The organism is Roseospira visakhapatnamensis, assembly GCF_014197915.1.
GTDB lineage: Bacteria > Pseudomonadota > Alphaproteobacteria > Rhodospirillales > Rhodospirillaceae > Rhodospira > Rhodospira visakhapatnamensis.
The window spans coordinates 1-19,610 of sequence record NZ_JACIGK010000022.1; the positions used below are offsets into that span (position 1 = coordinate 1).

5 protein-coding genes are annotated in these 19,610 nt (G+C 68.7%); 1 reads left to right on the top strand and 4 read right to left on the bottom strand.

The window, feature by feature from the left end; all coding sequences use genetic code 11:
* The first annotated feature begins 479 nt into the window (after nt 1-479).
* Nucleotides 480-1,565 carry a LacI family DNA-binding transcriptional regulator gene (locus GGD89_RS13695; RefSeq protein WP_184046229.1) on the top strand — a complete coding sequence of 362 codons (1,086 nt, stop codon included), beginning with the start codon at nt 480-482 and terminating at the stop codon, nt 1,563-1,565.
* Nucleotides 1,566-1,615: 50 nt separating this feature from the next.
* On the opposite strand, the gene GGD89_RS13700 is transcribed toward GGD89_RS13695, so the two are convergent.
* The 4 genes from GGD89_RS13700 to GGD89_RS13715 form a co-directional block, all read right to left on the bottom strand.
* Nucleotides 1,616-2,404: a thioesterase II family protein gene (locus GGD89_RS13700; RefSeq protein ID WP_184046231.1), complete on the bottom strand. Its 789-nt coding sequence runs from the start codon at nt 2,402-2,404 to the stop codon at nt 1,616-1,618.
* On the bottom strand, nt 2,401-3,507 hold the full coding sequence (locus tag GGD89_RS13705) for a Gfo/Idh/MocA family oxidoreductase (RefSeq protein WP_184046233.1): 1,107 nt from the start codon (nt 3,505-3,507) through the stop codon (nt 2,401-2,403). Before GGD89_RS13705 ends, GGD89_RS13700 begins: the two co-directional genes overlap by 4 nt.
* On the bottom strand, nt 3,507-13,199 hold the full coding sequence (locus GGD89_RS13710; protein WP_184046235.1) for a polyketide synthase: 9,693 nt from the start codon (nt 13,197-13,199) through the stop codon (nt 3,507-3,509). The genes GGD89_RS13705 and GGD89_RS13710 overlap by 1 nt, the downstream gene beginning before the upstream one ends.
* Nucleotides 13,200-13,293: 94 nt before the next feature.
* Nucleotides 13,294-19,560 carry a non-ribosomal peptide synthetase gene (locus tag GGD89_RS13715; RefSeq protein ID WP_184046237.1) on the bottom strand — a complete coding sequence of 2,089 codons (6,267 nt, stop codon included), beginning with the start codon at nt 19,558-19,560 and terminating at the stop codon, nt 13,294-13,296.
* Between the last annotated feature and the right edge of the window lie 50 nt (nt 19,561-19,610).

Genomic DNA, 19,610 nt, shown 5'->3' on the forward strand with positions numbered 1-19,610 from the left:
CTGGGCCACCACCGACCGCGTCTACATCAACATGGAAAACCGGGATGACTGAGGGACCTCAGGCCGAATTTCCATCCTTCAGGTTGCTCAATCACAACAGGGCCATGGGAGAGACTTGCCCGGAGACTCACCGTTCCATCCGGGCAAGTTTCTTCGCAACCCTGTTTGTCGAACGGATCGTGCCGACCGTCGGTGGGCGGGGTGCGACACTTCGGTCTCGCGGTCGGTTTTTCATCCGGCGCGAAAACGCGCCGCGCGCCAGGTCGCCCGACCTCATTGTTTCCTGTTGCGAGAGGGGCGAAAAGTCCGCACCGTCGCCGTCTCTTGCGTTACGGCGGTCTGCCGGCCTGTCGGAAGTCGGGCCGTCGAGGGATCGTGTGTCCTCCCCTCGGGGGAACAGTATGGGACCCGACCCTGTTCGGCAGAGCGTGATGGGTCCTCACGTGGGACGTCGTGCTTTCGAAAGGACCGAGACTACGATGCGGGAGAAGAAGAAGAGTGCCCAAGGGACCCGGCCGGTGTCGATCCGCGGGATCGCCGGCATCACAGGGTTCTCCACGACGACGGTCAGTCTGGTGCTGAATGGGCGCGCCGGCAATTTCAACATTTCGGACGAAACGCGCGACCTGATCCTCGCCAAGGCCAAGGAGTTGAACTACCAGCCGAACTTGCATGCGCGCAATCTTCGCAGCGGGCGAAGCGATGTTCTCGGCCTGACGGTGCCGACTTTGCGCAATCCGTTTTTCGGCGAGTTGGCCGAAACCTTCGAAGCGCAGGCAAGAGCCGAGCGCAAACTGGCCTTGATACATGTGACCCAGTACGAGCGTGCCGAGGAAATCAGCGCGATCCGCTACTTTCTCTCGCAGCAGGCCGATTGCATTTTCGTGGCCAATCCGATGGCCCTGGACGAGATTGCGGCGCTGTGCGAGGGCTCAAGCGCGCGCCAGATCTTCCTCGATGCTCAAGCGGCGGGCCGCAACACCGTAAGCACCGATCATTTTAGCGCGGCGCTCGAACTCACCCGCGCCATCGTGGCCTCAATGGCGCGAGATGGCCAACGGGGGCGGATCTACTTCTTCGGCGGCATGGCGGACCATCAGGTCACTCGGATCCGCCTGGACGGCTTCAAGGCGGCCTTGACCGAAGCCGGACTCGGCTTCTCGGACGCGCAGGTCATTTGGTCGCCCTTTGATGCCGAAAGGTCCTGTGAAGTCATTCGGGACCACTTCGCGACGAAGGACGACACGGCAGGAATGTTTGTTAACTCCATCGTTCCGATGGAAGGGTTGATTCGATACTTTCCCGAGAATTTCGATGTTTGCCGCTCCGTCCACTACGGCGTCTTCGACAGTTCACCCTATCTCCGTTTGCTCACCAGCCTGAAGATCATTAGCGTCAAGCAGGACTCACAAGGGATTATGGAGGCGGCGTTCGACCTGTTTCGGCTCGGCACCTCGCACAGTGAAAAAGCGTCGATCGTCGTTCCACACCGACTCATAGGTGCAAACGCTTGCGATCCGCCGCCCTCGCCCGCCGACGCCCAGGAGGGTCGCTACACATCGTAATCGCGATGATCTGGCCCGCTCCCACTCGTGTTACTTCAAACGTCGACACCTTACGCCAGTGCCGGCACCCGCGCACGGCTGAAGTCCAGGACCGCTTGACAGAAGGCGCGCGGTCGACGCGTCGGGTAGAAGTGATCACCCGCCACCTCAACGAAGGCCGTCTCTCCCCTGACCCAGTCCGCCCAGCCCCGAACCTCCCCGGCGTCGGCTTCGTCGTCGAGGCTGCCCCAGAGCATCAACGAAGGGGTGCGGACCGTCGCTTGTCGTCCGTCGTTGTCCAGGATATAGCGTTCCGTGGCCTCGAAATCGGCCCGCAACAAAGGCAGGAACACGGACAGCAGGTCGGCATTGTCGCGCACCTCCGGCACGCATCCGCCGATGCGGATCAGCGTGTCGATGAAATCGCGGTCGCTCCGCCCGCTCAACAGACGCCGCGCCCGCAGGTGCGGCGCCTGACAGCCCGACAGCACCAGTGCCGCCGGACCGACATCGGCGGCTTCCAGGGCCTTGCAGATCTCGAACGCCACCTGGGCCCCCATGCTGTGCCCGACCAGGATCAAGGCATCGCGGACCCGGTCGGGCCGCGTGAGCAACTCGGTCGCGATATCCTGGGCCATACCGGGTACATCGCGCCTTGGCGGCTCGGACCGCCGCTGGTCGCGTCCCGGGTAGGTGGCCAGGGCGCTCGGGAAGGGGCAGACATCCGCCGCGCGCCAGGCCGAGAAGGCACTCCCACTCCCGCCGGCGAAGGGACAGAACAGCACCCAGCGCCGCTCTGCCGCACCCGTTCCATCCCCCGGCCAGAGCGACGTCCACCGCGTCGTGGTCCACGGGGTCATGCCGCTGTCTCCGTCACGGCGCGGCCGAGGCGCCCGCAATCCACGCGCACCGGTGGTTCGTGATCCTCGTATGCGATCGGCCCCGCGCAGTGCATGACGTGGTGCCAAAGCCTGGACAGCGCGAGATCGTAGGCGGGATCGGAGGTCGCCGCGCGCGCGGTGCCGTCGCCGGTCGTGCCGGGATGCAACCATTCTTCCAGAGCGCACCGCACGCCTTCGGCGCCGTCCCGTTCGAAGGCATCCGACCAACACGCGGCGGCATCGGCCAGGACCCGACCAGTCGGCGCGTTCAACCCGATCCGCGCCGCGTCCTGGTACAGGCACATCCGGTCGTCCAGGTGACCCGTCATATACAGCGTGGGCGACCAGACCACCGGCCCGAAGGTGGCAACGTGCGTGAGGGTTCCGGATGGCCAGAGGAGTTGGCCCGAATGCATGACCAGACTGTGCTGGTCGGGATCGTCGCGATCCATGGTCGTCTGGAGCAGCAGGTCCGCCCGACGATCCGCCGCCTCGAGCAACAGTCCTTGAAATGGACCGACCTTTCCGGACAGGCGGACCGAGACCGTCGCCGGATTCCAGGCCAGCGCGAGGCAGATCAGGTCCAGCATCGAATACAGAAGCTGCCGGCTGGTCATGAACCGCGCAAAGACCGGTGCCTGACCGGTCTGCGCCTGAACCTCCCGCGCCGCGCGAATGAAGGTTCGCGGTGCGCGGGCATGTCGGTAGAAGGGATTGACCCGGTAGGACAGGCCGTTCCCCTGCGCCGCGTCCTGAAGACGCTGGACGTCGTCCGGATGCACCGGATGCTCCTGAAGAACGGAGACGCCACGCGCCAGCAGGGTCTCGGCCAGCCGGGTTCCGTCACCCCCGACGATGGCCGACCGGACAACCACGCAGGCGCCATCAATAGGGCCGGGAACATCCTCGACAGAGGTGTACTGCGGCACCGCGTGGGCATGCGCCAGACGCCGGGCGCGCGGACTGCCGCGCGCGACCAGGCCCACGGGCGCGATCCAGGGATGGTCCTCCAGGAACGCGTTCAGATAGACCTCGCCGAACTTGGCGCCGACGATGAGAATCTTCTTCTTCTGGCTGATCATCAGACCCGCTCCTCCACGGCCTGGACGGACCGCCAGCGTGTCAGCGCCGTGGCGACCTCGGCGGCTGTTCGGCGCGCCGTCATGATGTCCCAGTGCCCCGCGTCCACGCGGTGATGGACGGCTCTGGACAGACCCGGCCAGTCGTCCGTGGGGCGGGACCAGTCGGTGGGACGCCGGGTGGCTTCGATCCACAGGCTCGGACCGTCCGCCAGGGCTGGCGGCGGCGCCCCGTGCAGCAGGTCCAGAAGCCGTCGCACCGTCTGAATCCAGTCGCGGACCTCCGCGATCCCGCGCGCGGCCGGTCGCGCCCCGGCCGTGTGGACCCGCTCCGCGAACGCCTGGAGCATCTCGGTCTCGGACAGGGCTTCGAAGCCCGGCGGCAGGCTCAGACGCTCGTCGCGTTCGGCCATCATCCGGTAGAACGCCGCCGGATGATCGATGGCGACATCCCGGCGATGCACCGGATCGATGAGAACCAGGGACGGCACGCGGTCCTCTTGGCGCAGCCGGCGCGCCACCGCCGCCGCCAGAGGGGCGCCATAGGACCAGCCGACGACCTCGATGGGATCGCCGTACCGCGATTGATCCAGGACAGTGGCCGCATGCACGCCAGCCAGATCCTCGAAACGCTGGATCCCGGCCAGGTTCGGCACACAGAGCCCCGTGACCCGATTGCCCAGATGCTCCGCCAGATGCCGGTAGGCCCCAACATCCCCGTCCGACGCATGCAGGACAAGGGTCCAGGGCTCCGCCGCGCCGTCGCACAGAAGAACGCTCGAACTGTCCCGACGGTCGGCCTTCGCGGGCAGATGCGCGCAGAACGCCCTTAGCGTCGCGTGGCGGAACAGGGACTGCAAGCTCGCCCCCGTGTATCCCCGACGATAGAGACCGGTGATCAGGCGGGTGGCCATCAGGCTGTCGCCGCCGCTGGCGAAGAAGTCCGTGTCCTCGGTGACAGGCCGGGACAGCAGATCCTCCCAAAGGGCCACGATGTCCGCCGGGATGCCATCATCGCCCGCCGACGCCGCGTCGATGTGAGCATCGGTCCCGGACGCGTCCGCCGCCCCCGTGGACACGGTATCCGCCGGCTCGGACGCGGTCTTCGGCCCCGGCAGGATCTCACGCACCCGCATCCGAAGGGGAGGCAATGGCCGCCCCGCCGCCTCGACCGCGACGCGCTCCACCTCGGACTCGTCCGGTCTGGCCCATCCACGGGACCGGGCCATGAAGACATGCTGACGCAGCGGTGTATCGTCGGCCTCGGGCCATTGCCGGTCGGGGATGAAACCGGCGTCCGTCAGGGCGGCGCGCCAGCGATCCGGTGTCAGCATCGGCTGATCATCCAGAATCCGGTCGTCCTGATAGGCGCTCAGTCCCTCCAGGAACCCCACGCTGGCCAACTGCAAGGCGCTGCCACGCGTGGTCGCCTCGAGCAGAAGGAGATATCCGCCCGGCTTCAGAAGGCGGCGCAGGCGGCGCAGCGTGCGACCCACATGGGCGCTGTCGTGCAGGACGTTCGCGGCAATCACCACGTGATAGCCGCTCTCGGGATGCGCGGCCATGTCGAAGGGTGCGTTGACGTCCAGAAGGGCGACGTCCATCGCCGGGACATCCCGGAAGGTCTGTTCCGCATCCCGCAGGAACGCCGGCGACACGTCCGTGAACCGGTAGAGGTTCAGGCGTCCGGCCAGCGCCGTCACAACCGGCCGCGTCGTCGCCCCGGTTCCCGCCCCCACTTCCAGCACATCGAGCGGCCCCCAGGCGTCCGCCAGCGCCGATGCCAATGTCGCCGCCCGCTGGTTCAGAAGCCGCGGGGTCGGATGATCGCTGTAGAGGCTCCGCGCTACGGCGGCATCGTCACCGAACAACAGATCCAGCGGCGACACCTCGCCCCGGAACAAGGCCGCGTGCCCGGCGATGCTGCGGTCGAGATAATCGGTCAAGACGGACAGCCATGGCGCCTCGAAGGGCAGAGCGCCCGGCTCCGCCAGCCGCGCCGTACCGCCGTCCAGGCGATAGGCCGCGCCGTCTCGCCGCAAGACACCCGCGTCGGTCAGATGGGCCAGCCACTGGCGCAACAGCGCGTCGTACTTCGGCGCGGCCTCCAGGTGACGGGCCAGGGCCTCGACCGTCACGGCCGTCCCGGGACGGAACAGGCCCGTGGCGTCCAGGGTCCGCCACAGCCCCCGCGTCGCCCGGGCCTCCAGGAAGAGCCAGGCGGCATCGATCCGCAGCACCTCCTGGTCGTCGGCGGGCGGCAGGGACACGTCGCGCACGGCCGGCACCTCGGCCGGGTCTTCGTCGGCGCACAGCACGTCGTCCGGCACCACGTCGACGTGCCATGCCGCCGACCCAGGGTCAATCCGCAGATCGCGCACGCCCGGCAGCGCCCGCAACGCCCGCTCCACCCTCAACACGGCCTCGGCATCGTCGCCGAGGGGGCCGCGCCAAGCCTCGCGGATCGGGGCGAACGCGTCCCCCTCCGCCGACATCGCCGCGCCGACCGTGACCGCCTCCTGATCCTGCAGGTCCGGTGCGTCCGTGATCCGGTCGATCAAGGCGGTGTAGGCCGCGAACATCGCCGCCGGAAGGCCCTCCGGGAAGACGTCCTCCATGAAGAACCAGTTCAGAACCAGGCCCTCGGCATTTTCCATGACCTGATGATCCAGCCAGACCTGGGGCGTCTGGGTGAACGCATGCACCGGATCACCCAGGAAGCTGCCCAGGGCGTCCTGAATGCTGTCTCCGTCGAAGGTCATGCCGAGCATGCTGGTGAACACGACGGGCATCAACGCCTGCCCCCCGCCCTGCCGCAGGCGTCCCCACTCTCGCAGCACCTCGACCCCATTGACGTCGGCCAGGCCCAGGCGTTGCCAGACGCGCTGCTGCACCGCGTCCATGCGCTCCGACACGGTCCAGCCCTGCCGATCGTCGTAATCGACCAGCAACACCGACGTGAAGTCTCCGATCAGCTTTCGCACATCCGGATGGGAGGGTTTCCGGTTGAAGGACGTGACGTTCATGGTGAAACGCGGGTGCCGCGCCCAGGCCGCCAGCGTGTGCGCATACAGCGTCAAGAGCGCCGCCGATGGCGTCACGCCCTTGGCCCGCCAGGCGGCCTTGAGCGCGGCCCACCGGGTCGCCGAGACACGGTGTTGCAGCGCCCCGAAGCGTGGCGGGGACGGCAGGACGCCGCCGCGCACCGGCAGTTCGGGCGCCGCCGGTAGATCGGTCAGCAGGTCCTGCCAAGCACACCAGGCCGTCTTCCAGGCGGGGGTGTCCTTGCGCGCCAGTTCCGCCAGGACGTAGTCGCGGAACCCGCAGCCCAACGGGGCCAGAGTCTCGCCTCGATAGAGGGCCGCCCAATCGTCCATCATGACCTTGAAGCTCTGCGTGTCGAACTGCAGCAGGTCGAGGTTGGCGTGCAGACGGTAGCGGGTTCCCTCGGTCAGGGAGACAACAATCTCGAAAATCGGCCAGCGATCGGTCGGCAACACCTGCTCCGACAGCCGGCGGCGGGTCTCCTCCAGGCGGGCCTGGCGCTCCTCCGGCGCGCAGGTCCGCAAGTCCACCACGTCAAACCGGTAGTCGGGCACCGTCTCAAGCACTCTTTGCCGTCCATCCGGCGCAACGACGCTCCTCAGCATGTCGTGGCGCCGCACCAAGGCGACCCAGGCCGCCTCAAGGCGTGTCCAATCCAGCGTGCGGGTGTCCTTGTCCCATTCGAAGACCACGTGGCAGGCCACGCCGCCGTACCCGATCAGGTCGGTCCGTCCCAGCCAGTAGGCGTGCTGGATCGGCGTCAGCGGGAACGGCTCGAACCGCCCGGCCGGGTCCGGATCCAGCACGGTCCCGCCCGCGTCCCCAGTATCGTCCGAGGGCGCGTCCCCGTCGGTGGTCTCCGGCAGGGCCGCCTGGATCAGGGCGCGGAGCGACGAGACGCTCAGGTCGTCATAGGCGGCGCTGGCCTGGATGGAGACCCCGAATGCCCGCTCGATGGACGCGCTCAGGTCCAGGAACATGAGCGAGTCCAGGCCCAGGTCCATCAGGTTGTCGTCGGGATCGATGGTGTCCGCGTCGTCCAGTCGCAAGTGCTCCCGCAAACAGGTCGTCAGCCAGTGGATCAGGCCGGCGTCGTCCGTGGGCGGCCGCGCCGTATCGTCCGGTTGCACGCGGTCCGCCGAAGCCGCGTCCGATGTGGCCTGGTCTTTGGTATCGGCGACGGCATCGGGAACGGCATCGGGTCGAGCCTTCGCGGGGTGCTCCGCCGCGCCGTCCGCGTCTGCAAGCGCATCGGACCGCCGGGCGGACGACAGGCGCATCGCCAACCGCACCGGCCCGCCGTCCATCATCGCCCGTTCCAGATGCCAGAGCCCCTCGTCCGGGCGCAGGGCCAACATGCCCTCGGCCGCCAGAGCGTCGAGGCGGTCCTCCACGGCGGCCCGGCCGACCTCGGCCCAGGCCCCCCAGGCGATCGACAGCACGCGCGGCCCCGCCCCGGACCGAGCCGTCCCCTTTGTGCGCGCCGCATTGATCGCCAGGGCATCCATGAACGCGCTGGCCAGGGCATGCGCGCCTTGTCCCCGAGGTCCCAGGGTCGCGACGGCCGACGAGTACAGGATGAGATATCGGCTCCCATGCCGCGTCAGATCCTCAAGCAGCACGCGCGCCGCTCCGGCCTTGACGGCGAAGACCGCCGCCATCCGGTCCGGCGTCAACGTCTCGATCGGCGCATCGTCCAGAATGCCGGCGGCGTGGATCACGCCATCGACGCCGCCATCGGCCGCCAGGACTCCCATGGCCGCCCGCACCTGGTCCGGATCCGCGCAGTCGCACACGACCACGCGCACTTGACGTCGGCCGCCGTCTTCCAGGTGGTCGCGAAACGCCTCGCCATCCGGCGGCAGCCGGTGCGCCATCAACGCGATCCGGCGCGCGCCGGACCGGGCCAGCCAGCGGGCGCTGAGCCGCCCCAGCCCGCCGAACGCACCGGTCACCACCTGCCACCGGCCCGTTTCGAACACACCCGGCGGCAGCATCGCCGGCATCGCCGCCCCCGTCACCGGGGCGACGCGCGGCGCGAAACAGACCCCATCGCGCACGACCACAAAGGACACCGCGCCCTGAAGCGCCGTCAGGGCCAGGGTGAGATCAGACCAAGGCGCGTCGGCCGACAGGTCGGCGACCCGTATGGGGCGACGGGCCTCGTGACTGGCGACGCGCAAAAAGCCCCAGAGGGCACGGGCGTCGATGTCGATGTTTTCGTGGTCGTGGACGGCCCAGGCCCGCCGTGTCACGAACACCAGGTCGTCTTGCGGCCACTGAACGAGAGCCGTCCGGACCTGCTCCGCCGCGTCCAGGGCAGACGCGGTCTCCACCATCACCAGGCGGCGCCCCGGCACCGGGGACACGCCACCGGCCCGCAGGGCGGAAGCCACGTCATCCGCGAGGCCGTCGAAAGCGATCCCAGGCGCGCCATCCGCAGCGCGAAGCGGTGCCAGGTCCTCCTGGTACAGCGTGTCCGGCGCCGCTTTCGGCATTGGCAGGCCGGCGTCCGGAGTGCCCTCCACCATCGTTTCCGCCACGGCCAGCGGATGCCAGTCGCCAGTGGCCCGCCGGCCCTCCAGGCAAACCCGTGCCTGGCCGAACAGGCCGGCGCTTGTCACGGCCCGCACCAGGGTCACGTCGGCGGGAGACTCTATCGCGTCCGCCCGCAGGCGCAGCGGCGCCGCACCCAACAGCCCGCATCGCAGCTCTTCGCGGCACACGTCCTCCAGACGGGTCCGCAGCGCCGCGTCGTCCCCCGCGCAGGCGGACATATCCCAGCACAGGGCATCCGTTCCCTCGACCGGTGCCCCTGTCAGAGGCGAACGAGACGACAGGCCCCAATCGGCGCCGGGCAGGGACGCGAGGAGAACATGTTCGCACAGCTCCCCAGTCTCCAGGGACGGCCCCGGGAAGACCTCCATCCGCGCGAAGCCCGCATCCCGGCAGTGGGTGCGCCAGCCATCCACCGACAGGAACAACTCACCATGTCGTGCCGCGACGTCGGCCAATGGCGCGACCAGTGGCCCGAACACGAAGTCGAACAGCCGCACCGTGCGTGTGATTTCCCGCATCAGCAGCCGTCCGCCGGGCTTCAGGAGAGGCCGCAGGTTGGCCAACGTCGCCGCGATATCGCGGGTCGCATGCACGACGTTGGCGGCCACGATCAGGTCGTAGCGGCCAGCCTCGAAGCCTTGCGTCACGGCCGGCCGCTCCAGGTCCAGGTCCCGATACCGCACGAAGGGATAGGCGGCGAACTTGGTCTCGGCCCGCCGGGTGAAGATCGGCGAGATGTCGGTAAACTCGTAGCGCACGTCCGCATGCTCGGCCAGGACCGGCAACACGCTGCTGGTGGTGCCGCCCGTGCCGCCGCCGACCTCCAGAATCCGAAACACCTCCGCCGGCGCTGTCCCGGACGACGTCCCCCGCATCGCGCACAGGTCGGCCACCACGGCCGCCGCGACGCGGTTGAAATAGCGCCCATAGCTGAGATCCTCGTACAGGACCTCGACCCCACGGCTCTGCCCCGAGGGAAAGATCACCGCGACCGGATCGACCTCGCCGCTCAGCATGTGACCAAGCGCTTCGCCCGCGCGGCGAATGGTCTCCGGAATGCCTTGCAATCCCTCGCAATCGTCGAGAAGAGCCTCGAAGATGGCGTCCAGCCGCCCGACCTCGGGTTCTCGCACTTTGCGATAAGCCTTGCCCTCGCGGACGTACAGGCCGTCTTCCACGCAGGCATCCAGCAACCGCACCAGAAGTTGCCGGTATCGGGGCAGGAACCGCCCGGCCCGGAGGATCTCCGTCGCCGACGCGGGGCGATCCAATGGTCGCCCCAGGGCCTGCTCGACCACGCGGTCCACATAGATGCCGTGGAGCGTGGTGATCCGCCCGTAGAAGCCCGACAGCCGTGGAAGGTCGATGTCCGCCAGGGCGTCGCGCGCCATCCCCTCGGCCCGGATCAGCACGCCGGCCGCCTCATCCCGAGACGGCGCCGCGGTCTCGCGAGGTCGCCACCAGAACGGACGCGCGTCGAACACATAGGCGGGGGCTGGCGCCCTGGGTCCGTCGCAGGGCAGCAGGTCCGTCCAGCGCAGATCGTAGCCGGCCACGAACAGACGCGCGGCGGCCTCCCGCATGGCCTGGGGGCCGGTCACGCCCCGGCGGCAGGAGGCCACCCAGGCACAGGCGTCCGGCGCCTCCCGCTCGCCCATGTCGGTGAGAACCGAACTGGGGCCGATCTCCAGGTAGGTCGTGATCTCAAGGGCGCGCAGGCGCTCCTGCGCCGCGCGGTAGCGGACGGTCTCCCGCATCTGCCGAGCCCAGTAGCCTCCGCCGGTGAAGGTCTCTTGTGTCGCCAGATCGCCGGTGATGCTGGACACGAAGGGGACACGGGGCGGACGGGGTGGCGGCAGGTCATGGCAATACGCCTCAAACATCGACAGGACGGGATCGAGATGCCGGGAGTGGGCCGCGCAACCCGACGCCACGGCACGCGTTCGGACGCCCTGGCCTTTCAGATCCTTGGAGAACGCCTTGATGGTCTCCACCGGCCCGCTGAAGACCAGATGACGCACGCCGTTGTCGGCCGCGAGGTCCAGTCCCGCGCGTGCCGCTTGGTCACGCAGGTCCGCCGTGTCCGCGAACACGGCCAGCATCGCCCCGCCCTCGCAGGCCGCCATCAGGTCCCCGCTGCGCGCGGCCAGACGGAGCATGTCGCCTCGGTCGTAGATGTCGGCGACCGCGGCGGCGGCGTATTCACCCCATGAATGCCCCAGCACCACGTCCGGCGTCAGCCCAAGCGCCCGCCAGTGGTCCGCCAGGGCCAGTTCAAAGGCGACGAGAGCCGGCTGTGCGAAAGACGGCCGCGCCAACACGGCGGCGTCCGGATCGAACAGCACGTCTTTCAGGGGCCGTGACAGCAGATCGCCGCACAGATCGGCGCAGTCGTCCAGGGTCGCGGCGAACGCCGCCGAGGAGTTGTACAAGGCCCGGCCCATGCCAGCCCATTGGGAGCCGAGCCCCGAAAACGTCCAGGCCATCTTGCGCCGGTCCGCGCGCCGCCCCGTCATGAGAAGCGGATCGGATCCGCCCTGGGCATGCGCCGACAGGGCCTCGGCGCTGTCCTCCACGACCGGAACCGTCAACCGCCAGTCGAGGTCGAGTTGCCGCCCGGTCAGGGCCATGCGCGCCAGGGCGGCGGGCGGCTGGGTTCGCCAAACCTTGGCGTAGGCCGCCGCCAGGCCGCGCAAGCTGGCCTCGCTGGCCGCGCTCAACAGCAGGTAGCCGTCCGCGTCCCCGGCGGTATCCGCACGGCCGGCGCCCGGGGACGACGCGGGGAAAGACTGGACGACGACGTGGCAGTTGGTGCCGCCGATCCCGAAGGAGGAGACCCCGGCGGAGCGCACCGGCCTGTCCCAGGGCCGGGACGACACCGGCACCTCGAAGGGTGAGCGCGCCAGGTTCAAGGCCGGATTGGGGGCGTCGAAGCCCACCGAGGGCGGAATCACGCCTCGGTGAACCGCGACAATCGCCTTGATCAGGCTGGCGATTCCGGCCGCCGTGTCCATGTGGCCGTAGTTGCCCTTCAGCGATCCCAGGGCCACGGGGCCGGCGGCCGGGTCGCGCCCCGCGAACGCATCGCGCAGGGCATCCACCTCGATCGGGTCTCCCAACGGCGTGCCCGTGCCATGGGCCTCCACAAGGTCGATGTCGTTGGCGTCCACGTCGGCGTAGGCCCAGGCCTCGCGGATCACGTCACGCTGGCCCGCGCCGGAGGGCGCGGTGAAGCCGACCTTGCGGTTGCCGTCGTTGTTGAAGGCGCTGCCCCGCAGGACCGCGAGGATGGGGTCGTTGTCCCGGCGCGCGTCTTCCAATCGACGCAACACCACAAGGCCCAAGCCATGCCCCGCGAAGGTGCCATCGGCCTGGGCATCGAAGGGCCGGCAGGACGCGTCGGCGGAAAAGATCATCCCGGGCTGGTGACGGTACCCGGCGCATTGGGGGAACGACACACCCACACCGCCGGCCAGGGCCATGTCGCATTCCCCGTTGCGCAGGCTTTCGCAAGCGATGTGCACCGCGACCAGGGAACTGGAACAGGCGGTTTGAACGGTCAGCGCCGGCCCATGGAGATTAAGCTTGTAGGCAACCCGGAGGCACAGATAGTCCTTGTCGTTGCCCATCAGCGCCTGCATGCCCCGCGCCCTGGACAGGCCCTGGAACGAGGCTTCCCGCGCCGCCGGATAGGTGCTCATGCGCGCCGATCCGAAGACGCCGGTCTGGTGCGGCACCCCCATGGGCGGGTACCCCGCGCTCTCCAGGGCATGCCACGCCGCGTGCAGGAAAAGACGCTGCTGGGGATCGATCAACTCGGCCTCGGCGGGCGCGTAGCCGAACAGCGCGGCATCGAAGGCGTCGGCGGCCTCCAGGACGGCCCCGGAGCCGACGAACGTCCGATCCTCGCGATCCCGCGCGGTCACGCCGGCAGCCGACAGTTCGTCGTCCGTGAAGGCGCGCGTGACGCAGCGACCATCCACCAGGGTTTGCCAGAAGGCTTCGATATCGGGCGCGTCGGGAAAGCGTCCAGACAGGCCGATCACGGCAATCGGCTCGCTCTCACCATACCTTGGTTGGGTGTCCAACATGGGTGCGGTTGCCTTGTGTCATGGTGAAGCCATATAAGCGATTAAGACGCAATCGCATATCAGGATGCGTGTCCGCCTGTCTCGCGGTCTGGTCCTACGCCGGGGCGTGATCGAGACCGCGCCGCCGCCGCCGCAACCGACCGCGCATCGCCGGTCCCGCTGTTTCGGTGGATGCCATGTTGGTCGATACCGTGTCGGTGGACGCCGTGTCTCCGCTGTGAGGGACCATCGCGCCCAGATGGCGGGCCAGAGCGGCGGGTGAGGCTTGCAGGAAGACGTCCGTGACCTCCAGGGGCTCGTACCCCTCGCGGCGCAGGAAGGCGTGCAGTCGCACCAGGGTCAGGGAGGTGGCGCCGGCGTCGAAGAAGTTTTGCTGCGCGACGATCTCCTGCCCGAGATCCCGACGGAAGAAATCGGCGATCAAACGGAGCGGCGTCTCCTCGCCGGACCGGCTCTGCCGCCCGGTCGTCGGACGCACGATGGTCAGGGCATCCCGGGCAGCCTTATTCTCACGGGGCGCTGGCGCCCGTCGCGCGACCGACGGGGCCGCTCGGGGACACAACGCCTCAAGGTCCAAGGTCCAGGTGTCGGTCTCGGTGCCCAGGCGCCGCAGCATCGACGTGAATCGGTCGAACATTCCGTTCAACAGCGCGGGATCGAACAGTGCTTCGGCGGCGTCCCAGTTGTAGAACAGCATGCCATCCGCTTCATAAACCTGCAGATCGATCCAGGTCTGCGGGGTTTGGGAAATCCCCCGGACCGGTTTCAACCAAGCCCTGCGGGACAGGAACCCCTCGTCCTGGTCGTAGCCGATGGCACTGGTGAAGACCACCGGCATGGACACCGCCGCCACGCCGTCCCGGCGCGCCAGATCCCGCATGACCCGAATGGCCGAGACACCCCGATGGGCCATGTCCTCACGCAGCCGGGTTTGCATGTGGTGCGCCGAGTCCAGCCATCGACGGCGTGGTTCCCAGGACGCCAGCATCAGCGCGGTGAAGTCGCCGAGCACCTGATCCACATCGGGATGAACCGGCTGGCGATCGAACACCGTCAGGTTCAAGGTGACCTCCGGACGGGCGCTGAAGGCCGAGATGGTCGCGGCGTAGACGGCCAGAAGCAGGGCCGACGGCGTCATGTCGTGCCGCTGGGCCGCCCGGCGCAACGCCGCCCAGGTCTCGGCGGGCAGACTGTCGTCGCGGCGCCTGAACCGGGGCTGGTCCACGTCTTGCGGCGACCGGATCAAGGGAAGATCCGGCGCGCCTGGAAGGGACACCAGACGCCGCCGCCAGTGATCCAGCACCTCTTGCGGTGGCGATGTCCCTTCGACATGAACAAGGTAGTCCCGGAACGTCATGGCGGGCGTGGACAGGGTGGCGTCCGGATCCTGATACAGCGCCTTCAGTTCCGCGAACAGGATCTGCATGCTCATGCCATCGACGAACAGGTTGTCGATGTCGATGAGGATGTGACAGCGCGGGGTATCATCGGCCTCGATGACGTGCACGGCGAACGCTGGCCAGACGCTGGGGTCCCGAAGCTCCTGGGACAGCCGTTCCTCCAGCGCGCGGGCGGAGGGGCTGTCCAGGCGCGCGAAGCGGTGTCGCGGGATGTCAAAGTCGGGCGCGGTCTCCAGAACCCGCTGGCGGCCGTCGTCAACCACCGCACGCAGCATGTCGTGGCGCGCGATCAATCGCTTCCAGACGGCCCGGAACCTTTGAACATCCAGGGCCTCGGTTTCGAACACCACGAAGAAGTGGGAGGCCACGCCGCCGAGCGCGAAGCCGGGTTGACGGCCCACCAGATAGGCTTGCTGAATCTCCGTCAGCGGAAACGGCGCGAACCGGGCCGAGGGGTCCGGCACAAGCTCCGATCCGCCGGCCGGCGAGGCCAGCGGTTGAAGTGTTGCCGCGAAGGCCGACAACGTCGGATGGGCGAAAACGGTCTCCAGGCACGCGTGCCAGCCGTCCCGGGCCAGCGTCCCTACAAGGCGGGTGGCCACCAGGCTGTCGCCGCCCAGCTTGAAGAAGTCGCTCTCCCGGCTGACCGGGCCGCACTCCAGAAGCTGTTGCCACACACGAGAGACATGTGTCTCGGCCTCGGTTCGCGGCTGCGTTTCGGTGGCGCGGGTCTCCCCGGTCTCATCGGCCATGGCTGCCAGGGCCTTGGTGTCGACCTTGCCGTTCGCCGTCAGGGGCATCTGATCCAGAACCCGGATCTGGCGCGGGATCATGTAGTCGGGCACATGCGCGGACAGGGCGTCCCCGATGGCCTCCGGATCAGCCACCTCTCGACACGCGGGGGCGCGCAGCAGGAACACGGTCAGGTCCGACAGGTCGTGGTGGGCCTCCAGAACCGCGTCGAGGCTGGCGATCCTGTCGCGCCAGACGGCCGCGTCGCGGATCTCCGTCGATCGGCGGTCGAACCGTCGCAGCACCTCGGTGCTGACGAACCCCTCGGCGGGAGGCGAGGACACCTCCAGGACCAGGACGCAGGCGCCGGGGGCCGCAAGGGACCACAGGTCGCTCAGGGCGCGCACGGGATCGGCCATGCGGTGCAGGGCGTTGTTGGCCCAGACGATGTCGGCGGCGTGCGCGTGACGTGACCGTTGGGCGTCGTCGCATCGCTCCGCCCGCGCGTCTCCCCACGCGGCCAGCCGGTCGCGGGCACGCCGGACCATCTCCGGGGAGTCGTCAAGGGCCAGGTAGGAGACGTCGGCGTCGGTCAGCCGCTCCAGCAACGCCGCCGCAGCGACACCGCCCCGCGCGCCGTACTCCACGACGCGAACGGGACGCCCCAGTCGCTGGCTCAGGTCGCGGACCAGGCCGGCCAGGTGATCCAGCACGCCGGTCATGCCGGGCAATCGGAGCGCGACCTGTTCCGGCGACCAGACCGGATCGTCCAGCAAGGACAAGGCCGGCGTCCCGTCGCGCAGCATGGTGGCCAGGGAACCGTGATGACGCTCCAACGCCTGGTGCAGAGGCCCGGACGTCGGTTCGACGTCAGCGGACGCCGCCTCGGCTGGGGGCTTGGTCAGGCTATAGAGGTTCTCCCGCTCCGCCAGCAGACCCTGGGCGACCAGAAACCGCAGCCAATCGTCCAGCAGCGGGCGCGCGGCGCGGGCACAACCGTAACTGCTGGCGATGGCCTCGGCGGACCGGGGCTCCGTCAGGTCCACGCCATGGCGTGACAGGTGATCAACCAGGAACTGGGCGATCACCCTGGCCCGCCGCGGATCGGCGGACGTGGCCGGCAGCGTCTCGAACCACGTCCGGTAGGTCGGCGGCATACCGGACTCCGCCGTCAGACGCCGCCGGAACGCCCCGGGCTTCAGGGTCGCGAAGGCGCAGAGTTTCTTGTCCTTGTCCCCTGTCGCCAGGGTCACCGCCCGGGCGATCCCCGGCAGGTGCGAAAACGCGGCATCGATTTCGCCAAGCTCGATACGGTGGCCGCCCACCTTGACCTGCTTGTCGCGCCGGCCAAGGAACTCAAGCACGCCGTCCGGCCAGTAGCGGCCCAGATCCCCCGTGCGATACCAGCGCCCCGTGGCCGTCTCCACGAACCGGTCGGCCGTGCGCTCCGGATCGTTGAAGTAGCCCAGGGCCACACCGGCACCGCCGATCCACAACTCGCCGGGCGTCCAGGCCGGACAGTCCCGGCCAACGGCGTCAACCACGCGGTAGGACTGGTTGGCCAGCGGAAATCCATAAGGAATGGAGGGCCAGTGCTCCGGCACGTCGTCCACATCCAGGGCGTTGGACCAGATGGCGGCCTCGGTCGCGCCGCCCATCGCCACAAACTGTCCGTCGCGCCGGAAGGCCCGGTAACGCGCGGGCAGGTCCTTGCCGATCCAGTCCCCGGACAGGAAGACGAGGCGCAGGCGCTCCGGAGCGGGCAGATCGCATCCGTCGGCGAAGGTCAACAGCATGTCGAACAGCGCCGGCACCGTGTTCCACAGCGTCACCCCGTCGCGCTCGATGAGGTCACACCAGACCGCCGGATCACGCCGGTCGCCCTCGGTCACCAGCACGATACCGCCGCCGGCGCCCAACACGCCGAAGATGTCATAGACGGACAGATCGAAATGCAGGGCGGACAGAGCAAGGACGCGGTCGCCGGGGCCGACGCCGTAGCGTGCATTGAGGTCGACGCAGGTGTTCAACGCGCTTCGGTGAGACACCACGACGCCCTTGGGCATTCCCGTCGAGCCGGACGTGTAAATCACATAAGCCGCTTGATCGGGGCAGACAGACGCCCCCGGCCCGGGGTCCGCCGGCGGCACCGTTTGCCAGACGACGCGGTCGAGCCCATCGCCGTGGCGCGCATGGGCCGGGTCCTCGGCGCAGACGATCACGGCCGCAAGCCCGGCATCATTGCAGATCCGGTTGATTCTCTCCTCAGGTTGATCAACGCCAACGGGGACATACGTGGCGCCAGCATGAAGAATGCCCAAGGCCGCCGCCACCTGTCCCGCCCCCTTGGGCATGCAGATCCCCACCCGGTCGCCAACCGACACGCCCAGGTCCTGCAAACGATCGCTCAGGCCGCCGGCCCGCGCGGCCAGGTCACCGCGAGTCCACGTCACGGACCCGTCGCGCACCGCGATCTCGTCCGGATCGGCGGCCGCCTGCCCGAACACCGCGTCGTGGAGACACCCGTTCGGTACCGGGGCCGCCGTCGCGTTCGCACGGACACGGGCGGCGAGTTGATCCGCCGGCAAGACGTCCAGCACCGGATCCTCCCAAGCGTCCGCATAGGTCGTCAGACGATCCACCAGGGCGACATAGGCCGCGAACATCTCGCCGATCATCTGCTCCGGGAACAGGTCTTCGTTGCAATCCCATTGCAAAACGACGGTGTCGCCGCGACGCACGGCCATGTGGTCAATCCAGACCTGCGGCGTTTGCGACACCCCCCAGCCCGCCGTGCCCAGCGTCTCTTCGACGCGCCGCCCGATGAGGGGCGTATTCAGGTTGCCGGTGAACACCACCGGGGCACCATGGGGGTGTCGGCCCTGCTTGCGCAGGTCGCGCATCACCTCGACACCCGAATACGCGCTGTGGCTCCATGCGTCGGCGAAGGTGGCCTGGTTGGCCTGCGCGCGGTCGCACAGCGCGCCGGGCGCGCACTCCAGGTCCAGCACCATGACATTGGTGAAATCGGCCACCATGCCCTCGACCGAGGGGTGAAGGGGTTGGCGGTCGAACAGCGTCAGGTTCAGCAGCAGCCGCGACTGGCCCGTCCAGCGGCCCAGAACGGCCCCAAAACAGGTGGCCAGAACCATGGTCGGCGTCAGGCCGTGTGTCCGGGCGTGCGCCTGGAACCGGTCCCAGGCGTCAGGCCCGATGTCCACCGACCGGCGCGTGATCCGGACCCGGTCGATGGTCTCCGGCTCCCGTTGAAGCGGCAAGGCCGGCGCGTCCGGCAGGCTGTCCAGCCGGTCGCGCCAGAACGCCTGGTCCCGCGCCCGGCGGTCCGTCTCCAGCGCCTCCCGTTGTGCCAGGTAGCTGCGAAAGTCATAGGCTTCGGGGAGCTTCGGCAGGGGGGCTCCCCGAAGGACCGCACCGATATCCTCGAAAATCGTCGCATAGCCGGCGGCATCGGCGACCAGCAGGTCAACGTTCGTGAAGACGCGGTGACGCCCATCCGGCATCACGGCCATCTGGACGTCCAAGGACTCGCCGCCTTCCACGTTCAGCAGTCGGTGGCTCAGCCGCTCGCGCAGATCGGCGAGGGTGCGCTCTCGCGCCTCCTCGGACACCTCCCGGAGGTCGTGAACGTCCAGGCCGGGCCAGGTGGGCGCCTCGGCCAGGACCTGCGTTCCATCGGGGCGGAAGGCCGCGCGGAGCATCGGGTGTCGCCTCAGGACGGCGGAGACGGCTGCCTCAAGATCCTGTGGGGCCAGCCCGGCGCCGTCGAACTCCTGATAGAGATGACAGCCGACCCCCCCAAGGGGCTGCGACCCACTGCGGCCCACCAGATACGCATGCTGCACCGGCGTCAGCCGGAACGGCCGGTCAGGCTGGGCTGTCGGCCAGCGCGGCGCGTCGGTCTTCGCGGCCGTCCCCGGCGCATCTCCCAGGGACTCGTCAGGGGCATTTTCCGCCGCATCGGCCCGAACCAGATCCATCCAGCCGTCCAGGGTCGGCCTGCGGTACAGGTCGGCCACGACAATCGCATGACCCGCGGCCTGGAACCGATGCGCCCATTCCAGGATATCGAGGGAATCCAGCCCCAGCCGGAGGAGGTTTTCGCGCGCGCCGATCTGTCGCGACGGCAGGTCAAGCTGACGGGCCAGCGCGGCCGCGAGATCACTGTCCCGCCACGCGCGGGACTCCAGGCCCTCGCATGTGAGCCTCATGGGTTTTCCCTCCGATGGATAGGCCTTGGTGATCGACAGTGGTTCGTGAA

Bases quoted from the DNA above. Each gene is read 5' to 3' on its own strand.
- GGD89_RS13715 (WP_184046237.1), bottom strand. From the start codon at position 19,560: ATGAGGCTCACATGCGAGGGCCTGGAGTCCCGCGCGTGGCGGGACAGT.
- GGD89_RS13700 (WP_184046231.1), bottom strand. From the start codon at position 2,404: ATGACCCCGTGGACCACGACGCGGTGGACGTCGCTCTGGCCGGGGGAT.
- GGD89_RS13705 (WP_184046233.1), bottom strand. From the start codon at position 3,507: ATGATCAGCCAGAAGAAGAAGATTCTCATCGTCGGCGCCAAGTTCGGC.
- GGD89_RS13710 (WP_184046235.1), bottom strand. From the start codon at position 13,199: ATGTTGGACACCCAACCAAGGTATGGTGAGAGCGAGCCGATTGCCGTG.
- GGD89_RS13695 (WP_184046229.1), top strand. From the start codon at position 480: ATGCGGGAGAAGAAGAAGAGTGCCCAAGGGACCCGGCCGGTGTCGATC.